Origin of the sequence: Pseudoalteromonas spongiae UST010723-006, assembly GCF_000238255.3 — a bacterium.
Classification (GTDB): Bacteria; Pseudomonadota; Gammaproteobacteria; order Enterobacterales; family Alteromonadaceae; genus Pseudoalteromonas; species Pseudoalteromonas spongiae.
Window position 1 is genome coordinate 1645956 of sequence record NZ_CP011039.1, and the last position, 18910, is coordinate 1664865.

22 protein-coding genes and 3 tRNA genes are annotated in these 18910 nt (G+C 40.5%); 8 read left to right on the top strand and 17 right to left on the bottom strand.

The genetic code is table 11. From position 1 onward, the window contains the following. Positions 1–11: 11 nt before the first annotated feature. The 6 genes from proQ to PSPO_RS07715 form a co-directional block, all read right to left on the bottom strand. Positions 12–662, bottom strand: a complete 651-nt coding sequence (gene proQ, locus PSPO_RS07690) for an RNA chaperone ProQ (protein ID WP_010560011.1) — start codon at positions 660–662, stop codon at positions 12–14. 17 nt (positions 663–679) lie between these two features. Then, positions 680–970: a hypothetical protein gene (locus PSPO_RS07695; RefSeq protein ID WP_010560010.1), complete on the bottom strand. Its 291-nt coding sequence runs from the start codon at positions 968–970 to the stop codon at positions 680–682. A gap of 1 nt (position 971) precedes the next feature. Further along, positions 972–1427, bottom strand: coding sequence for a GAF domain-containing protein (locus tag PSPO_RS07700; protein WP_010560009.1), 456 nt, complete (start codon positions 1425–1427; stop codon positions 972–974). A gap of 141 nt (positions 1428–1568) precedes the next feature. Then, positions 1569–1946, bottom strand: coding sequence for a hypothetical protein (locus tag PSPO_RS07705; protein WP_010560008.1), 378 nt, complete (start codon positions 1944–1946; stop codon positions 1569–1571). Positions 1947–2033: 87 nt separating this feature from the next. Next, a tRNA-Ser gene (locus PSPO_RS07710) sits at positions 2034–2124 on the bottom strand. 13 nt (positions 2125–2137) lie between these two features. Next, positions 2138–2228: transfer RNA gene (locus PSPO_RS07715), tRNA-Ser, on the bottom strand. A gap of 244 nt (positions 2229–2472) precedes the next feature. On the opposite strand from PSPO_RS07715, the gene PSPO_RS07720 reads away from it, so the two are divergent. Genes PSPO_RS07720 through tusE form a run of 5 tightly spaced genes read left to right on the top strand, consistent with a single transcriptional unit; the run spans position 2473 to position 4497 of the window. Continuing rightward, entirely contained in the window at positions 2473–3138 is a 666-nt protein-coding gene (locus PSPO_RS07720; RefSeq protein ID WP_010560007.1) for a Bax inhibitor-1/YccA family protein, read from the top strand. A 57-nt stretch (positions 3139–3195) separates the two neighbouring features. Beyond that, positions 3196–3549, top strand: a complete 354-nt coding sequence (locus PSPO_RS07725) for a DsrE family protein (RefSeq protein ID WP_010560006.1) — start codon at positions 3196–3198, stop codon at positions 3547–3549. Next, positions 3546–3902: a sulfurtransferase complex subunit TusC gene (gene tusC / locus PSPO_RS07730; protein ID WP_010560005.1), complete on the top strand. Its 357-nt coding sequence runs from the start codon at positions 3546–3548 to the stop codon at positions 3900–3902. Before PSPO_RS07725 ends, tusC begins: the two co-directional genes overlap by 4 nt. After that, positions 3902–4159: a DsrH/TusB family sulfur relay protein gene (locus tag PSPO_RS07735; RefSeq protein WP_010560004.1), complete on the top strand. Its 258-nt coding sequence runs from the start codon at positions 3902–3904 to the stop codon at positions 4157–4159. The genes tusC and PSPO_RS07735 overlap by 1 nt, the downstream gene beginning before the upstream one ends. Before the next feature lie 5 nt (positions 4160–4164). Beyond that, on the top strand, positions 4165–4497 hold the full coding sequence (gene tusE / locus PSPO_RS07740; protein ID WP_010560003.1) for a sulfurtransferase TusE: 333 nt from the start codon (positions 4165–4167) through the stop codon (positions 4495–4497). Between the two features lie 69 nt (positions 4498–4566). Here the strand turns inward: tusE and PSPO_RS07745 are convergent, their stop codons facing one another. From PSPO_RS07745 to PSPO_RS07785, 9 genes are all read right to left on the bottom strand, one after another. Next, positions 4567–5184 carry a BamJ family beta-barrel-assembly machinery protein gene (locus tag PSPO_RS07745; RefSeq protein WP_010560002.1) on the bottom strand — a complete coding sequence of 206 codons (618 nt, stop codon included), beginning with the start codon at positions 5182–5184 and terminating at the stop codon, positions 4567–4569. A gap of 69 nt (positions 5185–5253) precedes the next feature. Beyond that, positions 5254–5628 carry a hypothetical protein gene (locus tag PSPO_RS07750; RefSeq protein ID WP_010560001.1) on the bottom strand — a complete coding sequence of 125 codons (375 nt, stop codon included), beginning with the start codon at positions 5626–5628 and terminating at the stop codon, positions 5254–5256. 52 nt (positions 5629–5680) lie between these two features. Then, positions 5681–5771: transfer RNA gene (locus PSPO_RS07755), tRNA-Ser, on the bottom strand. A 57-nt stretch (positions 5772–5828) separates the two neighbouring features. Next, the gene (locus PSPO_RS07760) at positions 5829–6206 is read right to left on the bottom strand and encodes a hypothetical protein (RefSeq protein ID WP_010560000.1); all 378 of its coding nucleotides are present in this window, start codon (positions 6204–6206) and stop codon (positions 5829–5831) included. A gap of 93 nt (positions 6207–6299) precedes the next feature. Continuing rightward, positions 6300–7676 (bottom strand): SLC13 family permease, encoded by a 1377-nt coding sequence (locus PSPO_RS07765; protein WP_010559999.1) that lies wholly within the window; start codon positions 7674–7676, stop codon positions 6300–6302. Between the two features lie 12 nt (positions 7677–7688). Further along, positions 7689–8675, bottom strand: a complete 987-nt coding sequence (gene nagZ, locus PSPO_RS07770) for a beta-N-acetylhexosaminidase (protein WP_010559998.1) — start codon at positions 8673–8675, stop codon at positions 7689–7691. Positions 8676–8682: 7 nt separating this feature from the next. Then, entirely contained in the window at positions 8683–9231 is a 549-nt protein-coding gene (locus tag PSPO_RS07775; RefSeq protein ID WP_010559997.1) for an NAD(P)H nitroreductase, read from the bottom strand. 74 nt (positions 9232–9305) lie between these two features. Then, positions 9306–10001, bottom strand: coding sequence for an HvfX family Cu-binding RiPP maturation protein (locus PSPO_RS07780; protein ID WP_010559996.1), 696 nt, complete (start codon positions 9999–10001; stop codon positions 9306–9308). Between the two features lie 58 nt (positions 10002–10059). Beyond that, complete coding sequence (locus tag PSPO_RS07785; protein ID WP_010559995.1) at positions 10060–12033, bottom strand: FAD-dependent oxidoreductase; 1974 nt, start codon at positions 12031–12033, stop codon at positions 10060–10062. Between the two features lie 215 nt (positions 12034–12248). Between PSPO_RS07785 and sppA the strand changes: the two genes are divergently transcribed. Continuing rightward, positions 12249–14114, top strand: a complete 1866-nt coding sequence (gene sppA, locus PSPO_RS07790) for a signal peptide peptidase SppA (RefSeq protein WP_010559994.1) — start codon at positions 12249–12251, stop codon at positions 14112–14114. 61 nt (positions 14115–14175) lie between these two features. Then, entirely contained in the window at positions 14176–15186 is a 1011-nt protein-coding gene (gene ansA / locus PSPO_RS07795; protein ID WP_010559993.1) for an asparaginase, read from the top strand. A 62-nt stretch (positions 15187–15248) separates the two neighbouring features. Here the strand turns inward: ansA and msrB are convergent, their stop codons facing one another. Together msrB and gndA are read right to left on the bottom strand one after the other, a co-directional pair. Further along, on the bottom strand, positions 15249–15620 hold the full coding sequence (msrB, locus tag PSPO_RS07800) for a peptide-methionine (R)-S-oxide reductase MsrB (protein ID WP_010559992.1): 372 nt from the start codon (positions 15618–15620) through the stop codon (positions 15249–15251). Continuing rightward, positions 15620–16993: an NADP-dependent phosphogluconate dehydrogenase gene (gndA, locus tag PSPO_RS07805; protein WP_010559991.1), complete on the bottom strand. Its 1374-nt coding sequence runs from the start codon at positions 16991–16993 to the stop codon at positions 15620–15622. The genes msrB and gndA overlap by 1 nt, the downstream gene beginning before the upstream one ends. A gap of 467 nt (positions 16994–17460) precedes the next feature. Here gndA and pyk point away from each other — a divergent pair, with 467 nt between their 5' ends. Further along, positions 17461–18897: a pyruvate kinase gene (gene pyk, locus PSPO_RS07810; protein WP_010559990.1), complete on the top strand. Its 1437-nt coding sequence runs from the start codon at positions 17461–17463 to the stop codon at positions 18895–18897. The last annotated feature ends 13 nt before the right edge of the window (positions 18898–18910 follow it).

The window sequence follows — 18910 nt, forward strand, 5'->3', positions numbered from 1 at the left end:
ACACTGTCTCCTTATACGATAAATAGACTCTCTGCTTTCGTTTTCACCTGCATGCCTGTTACAAGCACTACATGAATGTCTTCCTTGTTCACTTCGGTGATAGTACCTTTTACTAAAGCTTGGCCAAGTTTAACTTTTACCTCAGCATCCACTTTAATATCACCTGAAGGTAGCGCTTCTACTTTATTAGAACGACGCGCAGGTTTGTCTTTATTAGTGTTGCTAGAACTAAATTTAGTTCCTTTTGCAGCATTTTTATCAGCAAAATTGCCTTTCTTTTTGTAAGATTTCTTTTCACCAGCGTTACGCGGTGCAGGTTTCTTACGTTTAGCAAGTTTAGCACGGCTTTCTTCTAGTGCTTTATTTGCATGCTCAACGTGCTCTTGCTCAACTTTTTCTGCATCGTTACCATCAAGGTCAATACGGAACTCGTGTTTTGTAACAGATTCCAAATAACGCCAGTTAGACGTATATTTGCGAAGCGCTTGGCGAACCTGTGTTTTGCTTACGCGCTCATCGTTTTCGATGCGCTCAGCAATATCTTTAAAGATACCAACCTTCAACGGCTTGATGCCGTCTTTCTCTTTGAAGCAGGCTGGAAACTCTGTGAAAAGGTAATTTAATACCTCTTTGATGTCTTTTAGCTTGTTAGTAGAGTCCATGTGTTTAACCTTAAGTTTTAAATCTCTTCGTCTAAGTTGTTTTCCAATTGGTTTGTCACGTAATGTAACACCCAATCGATTAATTCTTCGTGTTCAGCTTCCAAAATTGCAGTATCACCGCGTAAATGTTGCCAAATACCTTCAATAATTTTGTCAATCGTATCTGCATCTGTTTCGTCAGGCAGTTGTTGCCATGCAACATGAATCAGTTCATTCAAGTTTTCCGCAACGGTTTCTTCTTGCCCTTCCCAATCACCTACCTGATCTATACCAAACAAATAATCTTGTACGCTAAGCCAGTCCTTCATATTAAAGATGCTCTGCCAATGACGCCATAATTCGCTCTAGGCCAGTTTGATCATCACTATCAAAACGACTTAGGCTTGGGCTATCAATATCAAGCACGCCAATATAATTGCCGTCTTTAATAAGTGGAATAACGATTTCTGAATTTGATGCGGCATCACATGCAATGTGCCCTTCAAAGTCGTGAACATTGTCAATGCGCTGTGTTTGTTTTTCGGCAAATGCTGTACCACATACGCCTTTACCAACAGGGATACGAACACACGCTGGATTACCTTGAAACGGTCCCAAAACTAATGTGTCGTTTTCCAGTAAATAAAACCCCACCCAGTTAATATCTTCAAGTGAAAGATTTAACAAAGCACTTACATTTGCAAGGTTCGCTATCAGGTTGGTTTCGTCTTCAATCAAAGCAACTACTTGGTTGTTCAGACTTTGATATAAGCTTTCTTTATTCATTACGTAGAAAAGTTAACAATTCAATATTCACAAAGCTTAAAGGTACTCTTTCATAACAACAAATGAAACCTTTTTAAGCTAAAAAAAGTGAATATCGCTAAATATTCACTTAATTGTTTACTAATTATTCGACTCTAAAATTTATTTTTGCTGTTTTAATGTAAAAATAAATATGCCTGCTGCGAGAGTTGCCATTAACGTATTTACAACAAATACTTGCCCTGACGCGACATTAAACATAAAACTAAATAACGCACCACCAAATATCGCTGCCATTATCATTGCGGAGTTATTTGATTTATTTCGCTTTTGCAAATACATGTAAACAGGTACAACACATATCGCCATGGTTAACCCTACTATATGTGCATTTGCAACCGCACTTAAAACAATCGACAAAAATAGTTTAGTTGTCGCGCCATCTAATGCTGCAACATAATAAATTCCGATTAAACAACCAATCAGAAAGGGAGAAAACAACGAGTAGGCAACACCCTTAAGTACAATTTTTTTATCCATAATCGCGCCAAATGCGTTAAATACACGATAAGCATGGCAAATAGATAAATAATTAACAGTAGACTTAAGTATATAGCTAGGAGTAAGTGGCGGAGAGATAGGGATTTGAACCCTAGATAGGCTATTAACCTATGCCGGTTTTCAAGACCGGTGCTTTCAACCACTCAGCCATCTCTCCGCATAAAAGAAAGTGGCGGAGAGATAGGGATTTGAACCCTAGATAGGCTATTAACCTATGCCGGTTTTCAAGACCGGTGCTTTCAACCACTCAGCCATCTCTCCGCAGCGGGGCGAATATTAGGGGATTCTATTTCACTTGTGAAGCTTTTTTTTCAATTTATTTGTCAACCGCGCAATAAACATGCAACCCGTACATTATGCAATCAAATTTTAAAATTAAATTGAACTAAACGCCCTACTTCACCGTTCTAATAAAGGAATAGAATTGCTACCTAACATGTTAATTGATATGCTGTTCGCAGTTCTGAAACCTAACAGGAATGCGTTTCAATTTAAGGAGTTATTTATGAGCTTTAATCACACGTACTCTTCGCCAAAATCGGCGCAGTCGGTACTTGAAACAAATAAAGTACTACGCAACACCTATATGCTTTTAGGTATGACATTGTTATTTAGTGCTGTTACAGCCGGCATTTCAATGGCAATGCAATTACCTTACTTAATGGGTCTTGTATTTAGTATCGGCGGTCTGATCACCTTATTTGTCGTTAATAAGAAAGCAGACAGTGCATCTGGCTTACCATGGGTATTTGTTTTTACAGGTCTTATGGGTGCGGCACTCGGTCCAATGTTAAATTACTATGCAGCAATGCCAAACGGCCCGATGCTTATTATGCAAGCGCTGGGTTCTACAGCACTGGTATTTTTTGGTTTATCAGCCTATGCAATGTCAACTAAGAAAGACTTCTCTTTCCTAGGTGGTTTTTTGTTCGTAGGTTTAATTGTTGTTGTACTAGTAAGCCTAGTAAACCTATTCGTAGGTAGCTCAATCGTATTTATGGCGATGAATGCTGCCATCGTATTTATTATGTCTGGTTTAATTTTGTTCAACACTAGCCGTATTATTAACGGCGGTGAAACAAATTATATCCGTGCAACTGTTAGCCTATACTTAAACGTATACAACTTATTTACGTCTATCCTGCATATACTTGGTGCAAATAATGACTAAACGTTAAAAGTTTAATAAAATAAGCCCCGTTCTTCGGGGCTTTTTTATGGGTAGATTTTGGCCAATATTATTATTAGTTATCATGCAAGTGTTACCGCACACGACAGTTTGCAACATTTGTTACGTTTCACTAAAAGCGCACTCGCGCTAGGACACACTGTATCTGGGATTTTTCTCTATCAAGATGCCGTGTTTCACGCCAGTAGTCATTTTTCACTGCCGTCAGATGAGTTACAAGTAACTGATATTTGGCAATCGCTGGCCGATTTAGGTATTAAGCTGACACTTTGCGTTACTGCAGCCGAAAAACGTGGGCTCGATATTACACGCTGTGAACCCTTTGAAGTTGCAGGTCTTGCCGAGTTTGCGATGGATGCTAGCAAAGCTGATAAATGGGTGCAGATTAAATGAAAAACTACCTAATAGTATGTAATGCTTCTCCTTTTAATGACGGTAGTCTCAAAGAAAGTCTTGATATGGCACTAATTTTTGCCGCTATTGATCAGCAAGTTAGTTTGCTTTTACAAGGTGATGCACTTTATGCCCTACTTCAAGGTCAATCAATTGAGTCACTCGAGATTAAAAATTATTTGAAAGCCTTTGGTACCCTGAGCCTTTACGATATTGAACACATTTATGTGTGCGAACACTCCATGAAGCAACGCGGATTAGATATTACTCGGTTTGCATACGACATCATTACGCTCGATACCTCAGAAAAACAGGCTTTACTTCAACAACAGCATCAGGTGGTAACAATATAATGCTGCATATATTTAATAAGCCCTTGTCGCATTATCAACAGCATCAACTTATTATTGCCCCCGATGATAAGCTCTTACTGTTATCCGACGCCTGCTACAGCGTTAATTGCTATATTGATGCATTTTGTCAAAACACCCTATACGCACTTGATGTTGATATGAAGGCACGCGCTGTCTCAAACGAAACGATCATTACAATTTCTGATCAACAGTGGGTTGAGCTCATTGTTGACAGCGAACAACATATTACTTGGTAATTAACATGAGCTATTGCATAAACGATAAAACTATCGATACTGATAAAGAGGGTTATCTGAAGGATTTTACCCAGTGGAGCGAAGCGCTCGCCCCTATCATTGCTGAGCAGGAAAACATCTCGCTCAGTGATAATCATTGGGAAGTTGTGTATTTTGTGCGAGATTTTTATCTTGAATTCAATACCAGTCCAGCAATACGTATGTTAGTAAAAGCCATGGCAAAAAAACTTGGTGAAGACAAAGGAAACAGCAAGTATTTATATAAATTGTTCCCTAAGGGACCGGCGAAACAAGCTACAAAAATTGCAGGGCTACCAAAACCAGCGCGCTGCATTTAACCTGGTCGGTTAATTTACAAAAATAAAAAAGCCAGCATTAACGCTGGCTTTTTTTTAATAAGCAAATGCTTATAGGATATCTAATAACTCAACATCGAAGATAAGTGTTGAGAAAGGTGCGATTGATGCACCAGCACCACGCTCGCCATAAGCTAGGTCGTGTGGTACGTATAAACGCCATTTTGAACCAACTGGCATCATTTGTAATGCTTCAGTCCAACCTTTGATAACACCGCCTACTGGGAACTCAGCTGGCTGGCCGCGATCGTAGCTGCTATCGAATACATCACCATTAATTAATGTACCGTGGTAATGAGTACGTACTGTTGATTCAGCTGTTGGCTTGTCACCTTCACCTGTTGTTAGTACTTCATACTGTAGACCTGATGCAGTTACCGTTACTTCAGCACGCTTAGCGTTTTCAGCAAGGAAAGATTCGCCTTCAGCTGCAAGTACTTTTGCTTCTTCTTCACGACGCTTTGTGATTTCAGCATTAATTTCTTCAAATGCTGCTTGAATAGCTGGGATCTCAACTTGGAAGTCAGCACCAGTGTAAGCATCTTTCATGCCTTCAAATACTGAGTTTAAGTTTAAACCTTCAAATGGGTTTGACTTAAGTTGCTCACCCATTTGTAGACCGATACCGTAGCTTGCTTTTTCAGCATTTGAATTAAATTTATCTGACATAATCTCTATACTTTATTTAAGTTATAAAAATGCCAGTCTAACATAGATAACACCCACTTGTTACCGCAATTACTGACTTTTACTGTGTAACAACTCTAACTTACTTTGTGCTAACAATGCCAAAATTGAAATCACGACATTAGCCAGTAACAAAGGCCAAATCAACGCCAATTGATAAGCAAATAGTGTCGGTAAAAGTGCCGATGCAAATCCAACTGTTAAAGAGAAAAGTAAACGCTGATGCGTTTTAAAGTACTTACGTGTGGTTTGTGCGACAAGCAAGTTAAATACAAATAAGCCCAATGCTGTTTGCCACTTGCTAACCAAGGCGTCCGCCCCAACTTGCAAATAATCGGTAAGCAACAAAATGCCTTGTTGCAGCACTACTGCATAAATAACCGCAAATGCTAACACCAGAAAAATCGACTTCGCTTTATTATTCATAATCAAACTCCAAAACGAAAAAAACCGCCTAAAGGCGGTTTTGGGAATGAGGTGGCGGAGAGATAGGGATTTGAACCCTAGATAGGCTATTAACCTATGCCGGTTTTCAAGACCGGTGCTTTCAACCACTCAGCCATCTCTCCGTTGTTGGGGCGCATAATAATGAGTTCGTATCACGTTGTAAAGTAAAAATTTAATATTTAGTAATATTCTTTTGGCTGACGCGCAATTAACGAACAAACTAAGCTAAAAATAACCGTTACCAGTGATAAAAGCCCCACTTTTATCGCAATATCTGCATTTTTTAGTAAGCTAACCGCTTCAAAATTAAAAAATAATACCGGTGTTATTGCAATCGAAAACACCACAAGCGAAATTTTCATCGCACGCCAAAACGAAAACCGTTTCAAATACGTCATATACCAAGTCAGTAGCGAAAAAACGCCAAGCTTAATAAAGACAATATGACTAAAATCATTTGTTTGCGTTGCTGTTATATACACAGCAATCGCTGAAACGACTCCCCACATAAGCCATATTGACCAACTTTCTTTTTCGCGCAAAAACAAGTTATTCATAACTGCGCCTTTTATTATTTTGATGGATTAAATTGGTTGTTAATACATCACCTTAACAAAAAACGAACAGTTTTTAAATAGCCCATTTTAGCTTTATGTCAAGAAATAAAAACTCACTAACGCAACGATTGACGCAACTAAAACATTGAGTGCAACGCCTTGTTTTGCCATATCTTTAATTGACACTTCGCCACTAGCAAAAACAATTGAATTAGGTGCCGTTGCAACCGGTAAACAAAATGCACACGAGCAGCTAATCACCACAGGGATCATTAATAGTTCAATTGGTAAATTAAGTGCAATGGCAGCACTTGCGATAATTGGCATCATAAGTGTCGCTGTTGCGGTGTTAGAGGTAATTTCAGTTAAGAACGAGACGCCTATCGCCAATGCAAACAAACTAAGTAGTACAGGTAACGTACCCAATGCCACAAAAAACTGACCGAGTAACTCACTTAATCCGCTTGAAACAAACGCTTTAGCAATACAAATACCACCGGCAAATAACAGCAGCATGCCCCATGGGATTTCTTTCGCGTCCTGCCATTCGAGAATACGACCCCCTTTGCCATTACTGGTTATTGCCATTGCAAGAACACCTAACAAGGCAACCGACGAATCCCCTACGGTATTAATATCAAGCATCTGTGACCAGCCGCCAAGTGGTTCTTTACGAAATACCCAAAGTAGCGCAACCAGTGCAAAAATCACTAACACGCGTTTTTCTGCAATGCTCCAACCATCGCACTTAGGCAGATGAATAGCCGACGATAAACGAATGCCACGGGCAAGCCATAGCGCCATTAATGGAATTGAAATCACAATAATCGGCACGGTTACTTTCATCCAGCGAATAAAACCGTATTCCTCGCCAGCAAACTCTTCATAAACCGACGCAAAAATCACATTTGGTGGCGTACCAATCAGTGTTCCTACCCCACCCAACGACGCCGAATATGCCAGCCCTAGCAATAAGGCGATTTTAAATCGATTATCATCGGTTGATGCGCAAATCGCGAGCACCACAGGGAGCAACGCAACGACTGTCGCGGTGTTTGAAATCCACATAGACAAAATGCTGCTAGTTGCCATAATGGCAAAAATAATGCGAAGTGCGCTGTCGCCACCAATGACTTTCAAAATGGCAAATGCAATGCGTCGATGAACGCCAGATTTTTCAATTCCCACCGCTAACATAAACGCGCCCATCAACAATACAATAACGTGTGAACCTAGCGATGATGCTGCTTGCTGGTGCGTTAATACGCCAACAAATGGAAACAAACCTATCGGTATGACCGACGTAAGCGGTATTGGTAGTGCCTCAGTCACCCAAAAATAGGCGGTAATAACGGTAATTGCTAAGGTAAAGGAAATGGTATCGGGTTGCAGCCATAAATATCGTGATGCTAAATAAGCAACCAGGCACAAAACAACCCCAATCAAAATATGTTTATTATTGTTATTCATATTATTTGTAGGTTAACTTTTTATCAGTTTTTGGCAATTTTGCCATCGTGCATCACGTTTCACATCATCCCAACTTGGATAACGCTTTTGATGAAACACCTTCATACGTGAACCGTGTTCTTGAAAATCTGCTACAGAAAGCCCATCAAGTACTTGGTAAAGTCCTTCTTTTTCATTGCACAGTAGTGCGTTATCGCACCCGGCTTGCAAGGCTTTTGTCACTCGGGTGACATAATCCCCCACTTGCACTGCGCCTTGCATTCCCATATCGTCAGATATCACAGGGCCGTTAAAACCAAGCTGCTGTCGTAACACCTTTTGCAACCAAAATGGCGAAAAACACGCTGGATTTTCATCAACTTCAGAGTAGATCACGTGCGCGGGCATCACTGCATCCGCAATGCCTAAATCAATTAACGCTTTAAACGGCAGTAAATCAAACTGACTTATCTCTCTAAAACTACGATCATCTTTCGGCATCGCAATGTGCGAATCTGGACCGACCGAGCCGTGACCCGGAAAATGCTTAATAACCGATTTCATACCTGCACTGTGTAAACCACCAATCAGCGCTTTCGCGCCATTGATTACATCCATGGGTTCAGACGAAAAAGCACGATTGCCAACCACTTGTGAAATACCATTCACGTCAACACAAGGGGCGTACGAGAAATCAATTTGACAGGCAAGCAACTCTGCAGCAAGTGTCCAGCCAATGTCATTTAAGCCGTTATTAGCAAACATAAATGCATCCGACATACTTGGCAATTCAGTAAACCCGTCACGAAAACGCTGTACACGACCGCCTTCATGATCAACTGAAATTAATAGTGCTGGATTGATGGTTTTAATGTGTTTTGTTAGCGCGCACAGTTGCTCGATATTTTCAAAGTTACGGGAAAACAAAATTACGCCGCCCACTAATGGGTGCGCTAATAGTTCAAGCTCTTCTTGAGATAATGTTTTATCATCAATGCCTGTGGTAATCGGTCCTAGCATGATGCTCCTACAAGCTTGTGAAAAAATCATTAACGTCGATATTTCGCGACTTTTTAAAATCGTTTACTTTGCTGCCAAGATACAAAAAGCCAACTAATTCATCTTCTGGAGCAAGATTAAGCGCTTGTTTTACATAGTCGTCTTGTGCATAAGTACCCGTGCGCCATACACCGGCAAGCCCTTGCGCAAATGCCGCTTGTTGCATAGCCATTACCGCACACCCTGCTGATTGTACCTGCTCGATTCTTGGCACCTTGTCATGAGGCTTATACTTAGCAATACAAATAATAATAAGCGGTGCACGCAAAGGCAGCTCTTTAGCACGCGCTAATACGGTGTCATCGGCGTTGTTGTTCAATGCGGCTTGATAATAGATTTCGCCAAGTTTCTCACGGGCATCACCTTCAACAAGAATAAACTGCCATGGCTTAAGCGCTGCATGATCTGGCGCGCGAAGCGCTGCTTGTTTAATAATATCCAACTGCTCTGTTGTTGGGCCTGGTGTAGTAAGTTTACTGTCTGATTGACGTTCTAATAAGAGTTCTAATGCGTTCATTAAGCTGACAAGTTAGTTTTTTGCCAAGCTTAACAAACTGCACTGAAAAGAAAAGAGTTTAACGCACCGATGGGCTAGCTATCTTGCTGGGTGTTTCGTAAAAACTTGCGCGCAAGCCAATAATCGAGGCTGACGTATCTGCCGCCGCCATTAAAAAATAAGCTCAACAACATCGCAAAATAAATAAAACCAAACTCAATACCGTTATTTAACACAACGGGTTTACCGGTTTCATACAAGTATTCTGTAAATCCATGTTCATCAAGGATCTCGCGCATCTTGTTCAATCGCTCTTGTGCTGCTTTGGAATTTTCTAAACTGGCCTTTGCACCAGGAATAGCTAGCCAATCCAATACTTTTGCGGCACTGGTTTCACTATTTGTTGGGGTAATTGAAAACCAACCATTGTGCCAATGCACCGTGGTAATCGCGACAACCATAGTAAACGCTAATGGAATCGCAACGGCGCGGGTAAATAAGCCAATTAGAATCAACCACCCACCCAAAAACTCTGTCCACCCAGCTAAAAATGCCAATAACCCCGGCATTGGTAAGCCTAATCCCCATTCGCTATTACCAAACCATGAAACAACGCTAGGTAACGCTGTAATGGCTTCGAAAAAACTAGCAGGGTTTTCGCTCATACCGAGCTTACTGTAACCTGCAATGATCATGACAGGTGCGAGAATTAAGCGGAACAGTAAAAATGGAATACCAGAGAAGATCTGGCTTTTTTGAATTAATGTTTGATAGTGATTAAGCAGTGTCATACCGACCTCTAATTTTTATAACTAAATTAAAGACCGGTAAAACACAGTTATTTATTCACTAAATTTTTCGAGCAACTTGCAGCGCTTCAAAAATTGCGCGTTTTGCATCGATTGCTGAGGCCAATTTTGCGCCACCGATCACATCAATTTTAGACGCATATTTTCCATTTTCGAGTTGTGATTCAAAGGTATTGGTATTAGACACTTGGCCAATACAGGTGATCACCGAATCACATGGAATAGTTTGTTGTTTACCATCTACCTCGATAACGAGACCGTCTTTATTCAATTCAACATAATTACAACCACTGATCTGCTGTACATTTTGTTGCTTCGCTACCGCACGGTGGATCCAACCTGTCGTTTTACCTAGGTCGCTACCAAAACGACCTGGACTGCGCTTTAACATAGTAATATTGTGTGGAATGTGATGTTGATGCCCTTCGACATTAATTGCCCATTGCTGCTTGAATTCGTCAACTGACTTATTCGCTTTTTCAGCTAAAAACGCAACCATATCAAAACCAATACCGCCGGCACCCAAAATAACGACATCTTTGCCAATTTCTACTTCGCCACGGATAACTTCATCATACGCAAGCAAGGTTCTGCCATCTTTTAACGCAAATGACGCTTCACGCGGGCGAACTCCGGTAGCAAATACCAGATTGTCGTATTGTTCGTACATGCTATCTTCAAACGCAGTTTCAAGCTGAACATTTACCTTTAACTTAGCTAGCTCTGATTTAAAGTAATCAAGGGTATAGTTAAAGTCTTCTTTACCCGGCACACGCATCGCTAAATTAAACTGACCACCCAAGTGCTTTGAGCGCTCAATTAACGTCACTTTGTGCCCTTTCTCAGCTAAATAGCAACTTGCCGCTAAGCCTGCTGGCCCACCACCGACAACCAGTACATTTTTAGCATTAGTTGTAGGTTCTAATGAATAATCTAGTTCAAAACCTGCGCGCGGATTGACAAGACATGTGGCGCGTTTACCTTTGAATACGTTATCTAAACACCCTTGGTTACACGCAATACACACATTAATGTTGTCGCTTTTGTTTTCAACGTATTTATTAAAGAAATCTGGGTCTGCCAGTAACGGTCTTGCCATTGAGATTAAATCGGCAGATTTATTAGTTAAGATTGAATTAGCAAGGTCTGGCGTATTGATACGGTTTACCGCAACACATGGAATAGATACATGCTGTTTTAGCATTTCGGTTGCTTCAACAAACGCACCTTGCGGTACCATACTGGCAATGGTTGGAACACGCGCTTCATGCCAGCCAATACCGGTGTTAAAAATATCAACACCCGCTTTTTCTAACACCTTTGCTTGTTCAATCACTTCATCTTGGGTTGAACCTTCTTCCACTAAATCCATTACCGAAATTCGGAATACAATAATAAACTTATCGCTTACTTCTCGGCGCACAGCTTCAACAATTTCTTTTGCAAGACGCATACGGTTTTCGTTTGAACCACCGTATTTATCGGTGCGTTTGTTGGTACGCGGAGCCATAAATTCATTAATTAAATAACCTTCTGACCCCATGATTTCAACGCCATCATAGCCTGCACGCTCTGCAAGTCGAGCCGATTTAGCAAATGACTTAACCGTGCTTTGAATATTGCTAAGCGACATTTCTTTTGGCTTATATGGGTTAATTGGCGCCTTAATTGCGCTTGGCGCTTGATTAAATGGGTGATAGGCATATCGTCCTGCATGAAGCAGTTGTAAGCAAATTTTACCACCGTGTTCGTGCACCGCTTTGGTTACTGGGCGATGCTTTAACACATCAAAAAACGTATTAAATGACGACGAGATTGGCGTTAATTTACCAACCAAGTTTGGGCTAAAGCCCCCTGTAATAATTAAACCAACACCGCCTTTTGCGCGTGCCTCATAAAACGCTTTTAAGCGCTTTATGTTCCAAACACCTTCTTCTAAACCGGTGTGCATTGAGCCCATTACAAGGCGATTTCGTAGTGAATTGTTTTTCAGTTTTAATTCTTGTTCTAACATACTTGCTACTTACTCTACTGGTCATACCTCAAGCACTTTAACTGGTTTAACCAGTTAACTCAAGCTTGTCCAAAGTGATCTCTTAACTTACTCACTAACTATAACGTTTTATCTAAACTTTTTAGCTAAACACTTAGTTACGTTTTTCATTTAAGTTTGCCTAAAAAGTAAGTTAAGATGGTAATAGATGATAAATCTATATATAGGATAGGATTTTGGTTAAAAAGGCATTTGTAGGCTTTTGGAATATTTTAAATTTTTCAAGACGCCTCGTATTAAACATTCTGTTCTTCTTTATTCTAATTGCACTGTTTGTATCAATTATGAGTTCAGAAGACGAAATTATTGTTGAACAAGACTCTGCGCTAGTACTGTCATTATCTGGCAATATTGTTGAAGAGAAAACATACATAGACCCTGTAGAAGCAGCACTTAATGACTCTATGGGTTCAAATGATGAGCCGCCTGAAGTATTGCTTGACGATATTTTGATGACGATTAAGTACGCAGCAAAAGATAAAAAAATAAAGCTGTTATTACTCGACCTACAAAAAATGCAGGGCGCGCATCTTAATAAATTAAAGGCTATTGCAGCGCAGCTTGATAAGTTCAAAGAAACTGGCAAAAAAGTATATGCATACGGCGACTATTACTCGCAAGCGCAGTATTACATTGCCAGTAAAGCCGATGAAATTTTAATGCACCCATATGGCGCTGTTGATATTTCAGGTTATGCAACTTACCCGCTTTATTTTAAAGAGGCGATTGATAAGCTGGAAATTTCACAGCATATTTTCCGCGTTGGTACGTTTAAGTCAGCTGTTGAGCCACTAATCCGCAGTAACATGTCAGAAGCTGCAAAAGAAGCAAACAAAGCATGGTTAGACGCGCTTTGGCTTGAATATAAAACAGACGTTGCAGCACACCGTGGTTTTGAAATAACAAACTTTGACGAAGATATGGAAACGTACAAAGAAAAGTTTGCCAAGGTTAATGGCCATTCAGGTCAATTCGCATTGCAATATAAGTGGGTAGACCAGTTAGTTAGCAAAGAGGCATTACGCCAAAAGCTAATTGCAGAAGTAGGCAGCAATGAATCAGGTAAGTCATTTAAACAGATTGCATTTAACAAATACTTAAAAACGTTAAAACCACCGTTCCCAATTGAAAACCCAATTACGGATAAAGTTGCTGTGGTTGTTGCAAAAGGAAACATTGTTGATGGCGAACGTAAAGCAGGTGAAATTGGTGGTGATTCAACAGCGAAACTACTGCGTCGCGCTCGCTTAAACGACAAAGTAAAAGCCGTTGTGCTACGTATTGATTCAGGTGGCGGTAGCATGTTCGCATCTGAAATTATTCGTGCAGAAGTGTTAGCGTTAAAAGACGCAGGTAAACCTGTTATTGCCTCAATGGGCTCTGTTGCTGCATCAGGCGGCTATTGGATTGCAGCAAACGCTAATGAAATTTGGGCGGCGCCAAGTACTATCACTGGTTCAATCGGTGTATTCGGTACTATGATGACATTTGAAAAGACCCTCGCTAAGTTAGGTGTTTATTCAGATGGTGTTGCAACAACCGATATGGCATCGTTTTCTATGCTGCGCCCACTTGAGCCAAAACTCGCTGACGTTATTCAAATGTCTGTAGAAAGCGCGTATGACCGCTTCTTAACGGTTGTATCTGAAGCGCGCGGCATGGATAAAGCCGAAGTTGATAAAGTAGCACAAGGTCGCGTGTGGATTGGTACAAAAGCAAAAGAGCTTGGCCTTGTAGATGCCCTTGGTAATAAACAAGATGCAATTAAACGTGCAGCTGAGCTTGCTAGCTTATCGATGTACGATGTTATCACTATTGAGCATCAACTAACTGAGCAAGAAATGCTAGTGCAAAAGATTTTTGGCGAATCTCAAGCGGCTGCATTTGTTACAGCGTACATTAGCAAAGACGATTACGCGCCAGTTAAAAACAGCATAATGCAAACAGCTCATGGTCTTAAACAGCAGGTATCAAGCTTAGAGCAGTTTAACGATCCAAATGGTGTTTACGCTAAGTGTTTAGTGTGTACAGTTAGCTACTAAACGCTACTTATACCCTAACTTTTACACTATAATAGCCCGGTACAACTACCGGGCTATTTTTATGAAACGAAAGAAAATATATATCGCCTACACAGGCGGTACCATAGGTATGAAGAAATCAAGCAAAGGCTATATTCCAGCTGAAGGATTTCTTACTCAAACTGTTAAAGCCAGTGCTGAATTTAATCGTGAAGAAATGCCATTATTTGATATTCACGAGTATTGCCCGTTAATAGATTCATCTGATATGAGCCCGATGCATTGGCAGCAAATCGCCGATGATATTAAAGCAAAATACGCAGATTACGACGGTTTTGTCGTACTACACGGTACCGATACCATGGCCTATACCGCATCTGCCCTCTCCTTTATGTTGGAAAATTTAACCAAACCGGTGATTGTTACTGGGTCGCAAATTCCACTATCGCAATTGCGCTCAGACGGTCAAGTTAACTTACTCAACGCAATGTATCTTGCGGCTAATTACCCTATCGGTGAAGTAAGTTTATATTTCAATAATCAACTTTACCGTGGTAACCGTGCAACTAAAATGCATGCGGATGGTTTTGCTGCCTTTGGTTCACCTAACATGTCGCCGCTTGCTAAGGTAGGCATTAATATTGAGTTAATTGCCGGCCAATTAAGCCCAAGTTTAAACAATAAACTGGACGTTACTAAAATTACGCCTCAGCAAATTGCCGTATTGCACTTGTATCCAGGCATTTCTGTCGACCTGATTAAAAGTATGATGACAGACTCTTTAAAAGCACTTGTACTATTGAGTTTTGGTGTAGGTAATGCACCTCAAAACCCTGAAATGCTTGAATTATTTAGTAGCGCAACACAAGCAGGGTTAGTAATTATCAACCTTACTCAATGTATTCAAGGCAGTGTTAATATGGGTGGTTATGCAACCGGTAACGCACTATTAAATGCGGGCGTAATTAGCGGTTACGATATGACGTTAGAAGCCTGTCTTACAAAACTACATTACTTACTTAGTCAAAACTTAGAAGTTGAAACGGTACGCCATTTAATGCAAGACAACCTAAAAGGTGAACTCACTCGCTAGAGTAGATGTGATATGCCAGTAAAAAAGCGCCCTACGGCGCTTTTTTGTTAACTAACTTGTAATTACTTTGCTTTAAAATCTAAACACACTGAGTTAATACAATAGCGCGTACCCGTAGGCGGCGGACTATCATTAAATACGTGACCAAGATGCGCATCACACTGCTTACAACGCACTTCAATGCGTTCCATGCCATGTGAGCTATCACGTAAGTAACGAATACTTTCTTTTTCACTGAAACTAAAAGCCGGCCAACCACAACCAGATTGAAATTTATCTTCCGATTTAAACAACAAAGCATTACAGCAAACACAGTAATAATCACCCGACTCAAAGAAGTCGTTATATTCTCCCGTAAATGGGTATTCAGTGCCCCCATCTACGCACACATGTTTTTGTGCATCGGTGAGGTGTGTTTGCCATTTTTTATCCATTATCGTACTTTTGCATCTATGTGAGTTAAGTCAGTTAAATGACAAGTTTCGCCTTCATGCGTTTTAATACCATGCTCACCAAAGTAATCGCGTTGTGCTTGTACTAAATGACCATTGCTTGGTGTTGTAAGCGTTGCATAGTAAGTTTGCGTAGCTGCGAGTACTGGGAACGCAAGGCCTGATCTTACTGCGTCAGCGGCAATGTTGCGAAGTGCGATCACTTCATCATTTAAACCATCAATAAAGCCGTTACCTTCTGCGATTTGATCTAAGTAATCTGCACGAATAATACAGCCTGCACGCCATGTTTGTAACGTTTTAGCTAAATCCACCTTCCACTGATGTGAGCGTGATGCACCTTTAATCAAGGCTAAACCTTGGCGGTAACATAAAAGGCTCGCTAAATGGAATGCTTTACGTAAATCTTCTAGATCAATGTCTACTTTCGCAGGTTGCTTTGCTGCGTAAGTCATTTCTAACGCTGCGTGGGTATCTTGCGTATTGGTTAAGTGACGAGCTTGAACCGCTGCGACTAACGACGGTACCGCAATACCTAATTCAAGGGCATTTTGCGCAGTCCAAAGGCCTGTGCCTTTTGCACCAACTTTATTATCGATTAAATCAACAATCGGTGTGTTATCGCTCGAATTAAGCTTTAATATATGGCTTGAAATTGACAGTAGGTAACTGTTTAGTTCACCTTCAGACCAAGTATCAAAAAGCGCTGCAATTTCATCATTTGATTTACCGCAGCCTAAACGCAGTAAATGATATACCTCAGCAATTAACTGCATTAACGCATATTCAATGCCGTTGTGAACCATTTTTACAAAATGACCTGATGCCGATTGACCAACACGAGCAAAGCACGATTCGCCATTATGGCTTGCCGCTACTTTTTCAAAGAAAGGAATAATGCGTTCCCAACCGCCTTCAGAGCCAGATGCCATCATAGCCGGACCATGACGCGCTCCTTCAGCACCACCCGAAATACCCATAGTGGCAAATTCAAACTTATTTTGATATTTCAGTTTACGGGCAATACCGTCTTTATAATTACTGTTACCGCAATCGACAATAATATCGTTAATATCAACGCCCGCTTCGATTAATTCTGAACACACTTTGTCTACCAACTCGCCTGCTGGTACTAAAAGTAAAATTGAACGCGGTGTTTCAAGACGACGAACCATATCGGATAAGTCGCTTACAATATGCAGTCGTTCGGCAAACCCTTCTTTTTTCGCTAAGCTCAGTAAATCTTCGCCTGCATCTGGGTTTTTGTCATAAGCGACGAGATTTAAACCTTTCTCAATTAAATTTAAGGCAAGGTTCTTACCCATAACGCCTAAGCCAACTAATGCGACTTGCATATAAAATCTCCTAACTGTTAGGTGTGAATTCATTGCTAATCTAAATTTTAGTCAGTGCGATGTTTACACTGTATTTTTAGATTAGTTAAGCGGTAATGGCGCGCATTATATGGCTTTTCGACCAGCATGCAATTTTATTATTAAAAAAATTATAGAATATAATTTCTTTGCTAGGCCTTAATTTTACTCGATTTGTTCAATTCTCTACCGAATATCAATCGTCTAACGACCGATTTCAGCGGACTTATGTCCTTTTTGAGGGCTATTAAGATAATTTAAAAGGCGTATAATAAAATTTACATAAATATTATTCATACTAAATCTAGTGTGCAATCAGTTGACGCCAACATGACACCGGTGTCATAATCTACTAACCACACAAAAAGCAAGTATATTAAGCTAGCCTCTTTAGCTTAGTTGTTGTGTAATACAAAGAATATATAGAAATAGCCAACGGGAGCTACTAAATGCCAAGACGTACCAAAATCGTTGCCACACTCGGTCCTGCTACAGATAGAGACGATAATTTAGAAAAAGTAATAAAAGCAGGTGCCAATGTAGTACGCCTAAACTTCTCTCATGGCGTCGCACAAGATCATAAAGATCGTGCAGCAAAAGTACGTGAAATTGCTAAAAAATTAGATACACACATCGCTATTCTTGCCGATTTACAAGGCCCTAAAATCCGCGTTTCAACGTTTAAAGAAGGTAAAGTTGACTTAGCAGTAGGCGCAAAGTTTATTCTTGATGCTGAAATGGAAAAAGGTCAAGGCGACATCGATGGTGTAGGTATTGATTATAAAGAGTTACCACAAGATGTGTCATCGGGTGACTTATTGCTATTAAATGATGGCTTAATTCAATTAACTGTTGATGAAGTTGTTGGTAAAAAAGTGCACACCACAGTAACTGTTGGTGGCGTGTTATCAAACAACAAAGGTATCAACCGTTTAGGTGGTGGTTTAACCGCACCAGCATTTACAGATAAAGACAAAGAAGATTTAATCACTGCAACTGAAATCGACGTTGACTACATTGCGGTTTCTTTCCCTCGTTCTGGCGATGATATGCGCTATGTACGTTCACTGGCAGAAGCTGCTGGTTCAAAAGCGCAACTACTTGCAAAAATCGAACGTGCAGAAGCCGTTGAAACGGAAGAAGCGATTGACGATATCGTATTAGCATCTGACGCCGTTATGGTTGCCCGTGGTGACTTAGGTGTTGAAATTGGCGATGCGGCACTTGTTGGTAAGCAAAAAGCAATTATCAGCCGTGCACGTACGCTAAACCGCACAGTTATCACTGCGACGCAGATGATGGAATCAATGATTGATAACCCAATGCCAACTCGTGCAGAAGTAATGGACGTTGCAAACGCCGTACTTGATGGCACTGATGCGGTAATGTTATCAGCAGAAACAGCAGCAGGTGACTACCCTGCTATCACAGTTGAGACTATGGCGCGTGTTTGTTTAGGTGCAGAGTCTCAGCCACAAACTGCTATTTCTAAGCACCGCTTAGATTCAATGTTTGAAAATACATCTGAAACAATCGCACTATCAGCAATGTACGCAGCAAACCACTTAGATTCTGTAAAAGCACTTGTTGCATTAACTGAATCGGGTAGCACGGCAAAATTAATGTCGCGTATTAGCTCTGGTTTACCAATTTACTCGCTATCTCGCCATAACCGCACTCTTGGTCAAACAGCACTTTATCGTGGTGTTTATCCGGTGTATTTCGATTCAACAGAATACGATTCAGGTTCATTGGTAAAACAAGCATTAGCGACATTAGTAAACAAAGGCTATTTACAATCTGGTGATAAAGTAATTTTGACCCATGGTGATGCGATGGAAACTGTTGGTGCAACAAATACACTTAAGTTAGTTACGGTAGATTAAGCCGAAGTTAATA

What these genes read in the sequence shown, in the direction of transcription:
- PSPO_RS07700 (WP_010560009.1), bottom strand. Translation starts at nt 1,427, where the DNA reads ATGAATAAAGAAAGCTTATATCAAAGTCTGAACAACCAAGTAGTTGCT.
- PSPO_RS07705 (WP_010560008.1), bottom strand. Translation starts at nt 1,946, where the DNA reads ATGGATAAAAAAATTGTACTTAAGGGTGTTGCCTACTCGTTGTTTTCT.
- nagZ (WP_010559998.1), bottom strand. Translation starts at nt 8,675, where the DNA reads ATGCTAGGACCGATTACCACAGGCATTGATGATAAAACATTATCTCAA.
- PSPO_RS07720 (WP_010560007.1), top strand. Translation starts at nt 2,473, where the DNA reads ATGAGCTTTAATCACACGTACTCTTCGCCAAAATCGGCGCAGTCGGTA.
- PSPO_RS07785 (WP_010559995.1), bottom strand. Translation starts at nt 12,033, where the DNA reads ATGTTAGAACAAGAATTAAAACTGAAAAACAATTCACTACGAAATCGC.
- pyk (WP_010559990.1), top strand. Translation starts at nt 17,461, where the DNA reads ATGCCAAGACGTACCAAAATCGTTGCCACACTCGGTCCTGCTACAGAT.
- msrB (WP_010559992.1), bottom strand. Translation starts at nt 15,620, where the DNA reads ATGGATAAAAAATGGCAAACACACCTCACCGATGCACAAAAACATGTG.
- PSPO_RS07745 (WP_010560002.1), bottom strand. Translation starts at nt 5,184, where the DNA reads ATGTCAGATAAATTTAATTCAAATGCTGAAAAAGCAAGCTACGGTATC.
- PSPO_RS07765 (WP_010559999.1), bottom strand. Translation starts at nt 7,676, where the DNA reads ATGAATAACAATAATAAACATATTTTGATTGGGGTTGTTTTGTGCCTG.
- tusE (WP_010560003.1), top strand. Translation starts at nt 4,165, where the DNA reads ATGAGCTATTGCATAAACGATAAAACTATCGATACTGATAAAGAGGGT.
- PSPO_RS07695 (WP_010560010.1), bottom strand. Translation starts at nt 970, where the DNA reads ATGAAGGACTGGCTTAGCGTACAAGATTATTTGTTTGGTATAGATCAG.
- PSPO_RS07775 (WP_010559997.1), bottom strand. Translation starts at nt 9,231, where the DNA reads ATGAACGCATTAGAACTCTTATTAGAACGTCAATCAGACAGTAAACTT.
- proQ (WP_010560011.1), bottom strand. Translation starts at nt 662, where the DNA reads ATGGACTCTACTAACAAGCTAAAAGACATCAAAGAGGTATTAAATTAC.
- ansA (WP_010559993.1), top strand. Translation starts at nt 14,176, where the DNA reads ATGAAACGAAAGAAAATATATATCGCCTACACAGGCGGTACCATAGGT.
- PSPO_RS07780 (WP_010559996.1), bottom strand. Translation starts at nt 10,001, where the DNA reads ATGACACTGCTTAATCACTATCAAACATTAATTCAAAAAAGCCAGATC.
- PSPO_RS07750 (WP_010560001.1), bottom strand. Translation starts at nt 5,628, where the DNA reads ATGAATAATAAAGCGAAGTCGATTTTTCTGGTGTTAGCATTTGCGGTT.
- tusC (WP_010560005.1), top strand. Translation starts at nt 3,546, where the DNA reads ATGAAAAACTACCTAATAGTATGTAATGCTTCTCCTTTTAATGACGGT.
- gndA (WP_010559991.1), bottom strand. Translation starts at nt 16,993, where the DNA reads ATGCAAGTCGCATTAGTTGGCTTAGGCGTTATGGGTAAGAACCTTGCC.
- PSPO_RS07760 (WP_010560000.1), bottom strand. Translation starts at nt 6,206, where the DNA reads ATGAATAACTTGTTTTTGCGCGAAAAAGAAAGTTGGTCAATATGGCTT.
- PSPO_RS07735 (WP_010560004.1), top strand. Translation starts at nt 3,902, where the DNA reads ATGCTGCATATATTTAATAAGCCCTTGTCGCATTATCAACAGCATCAA.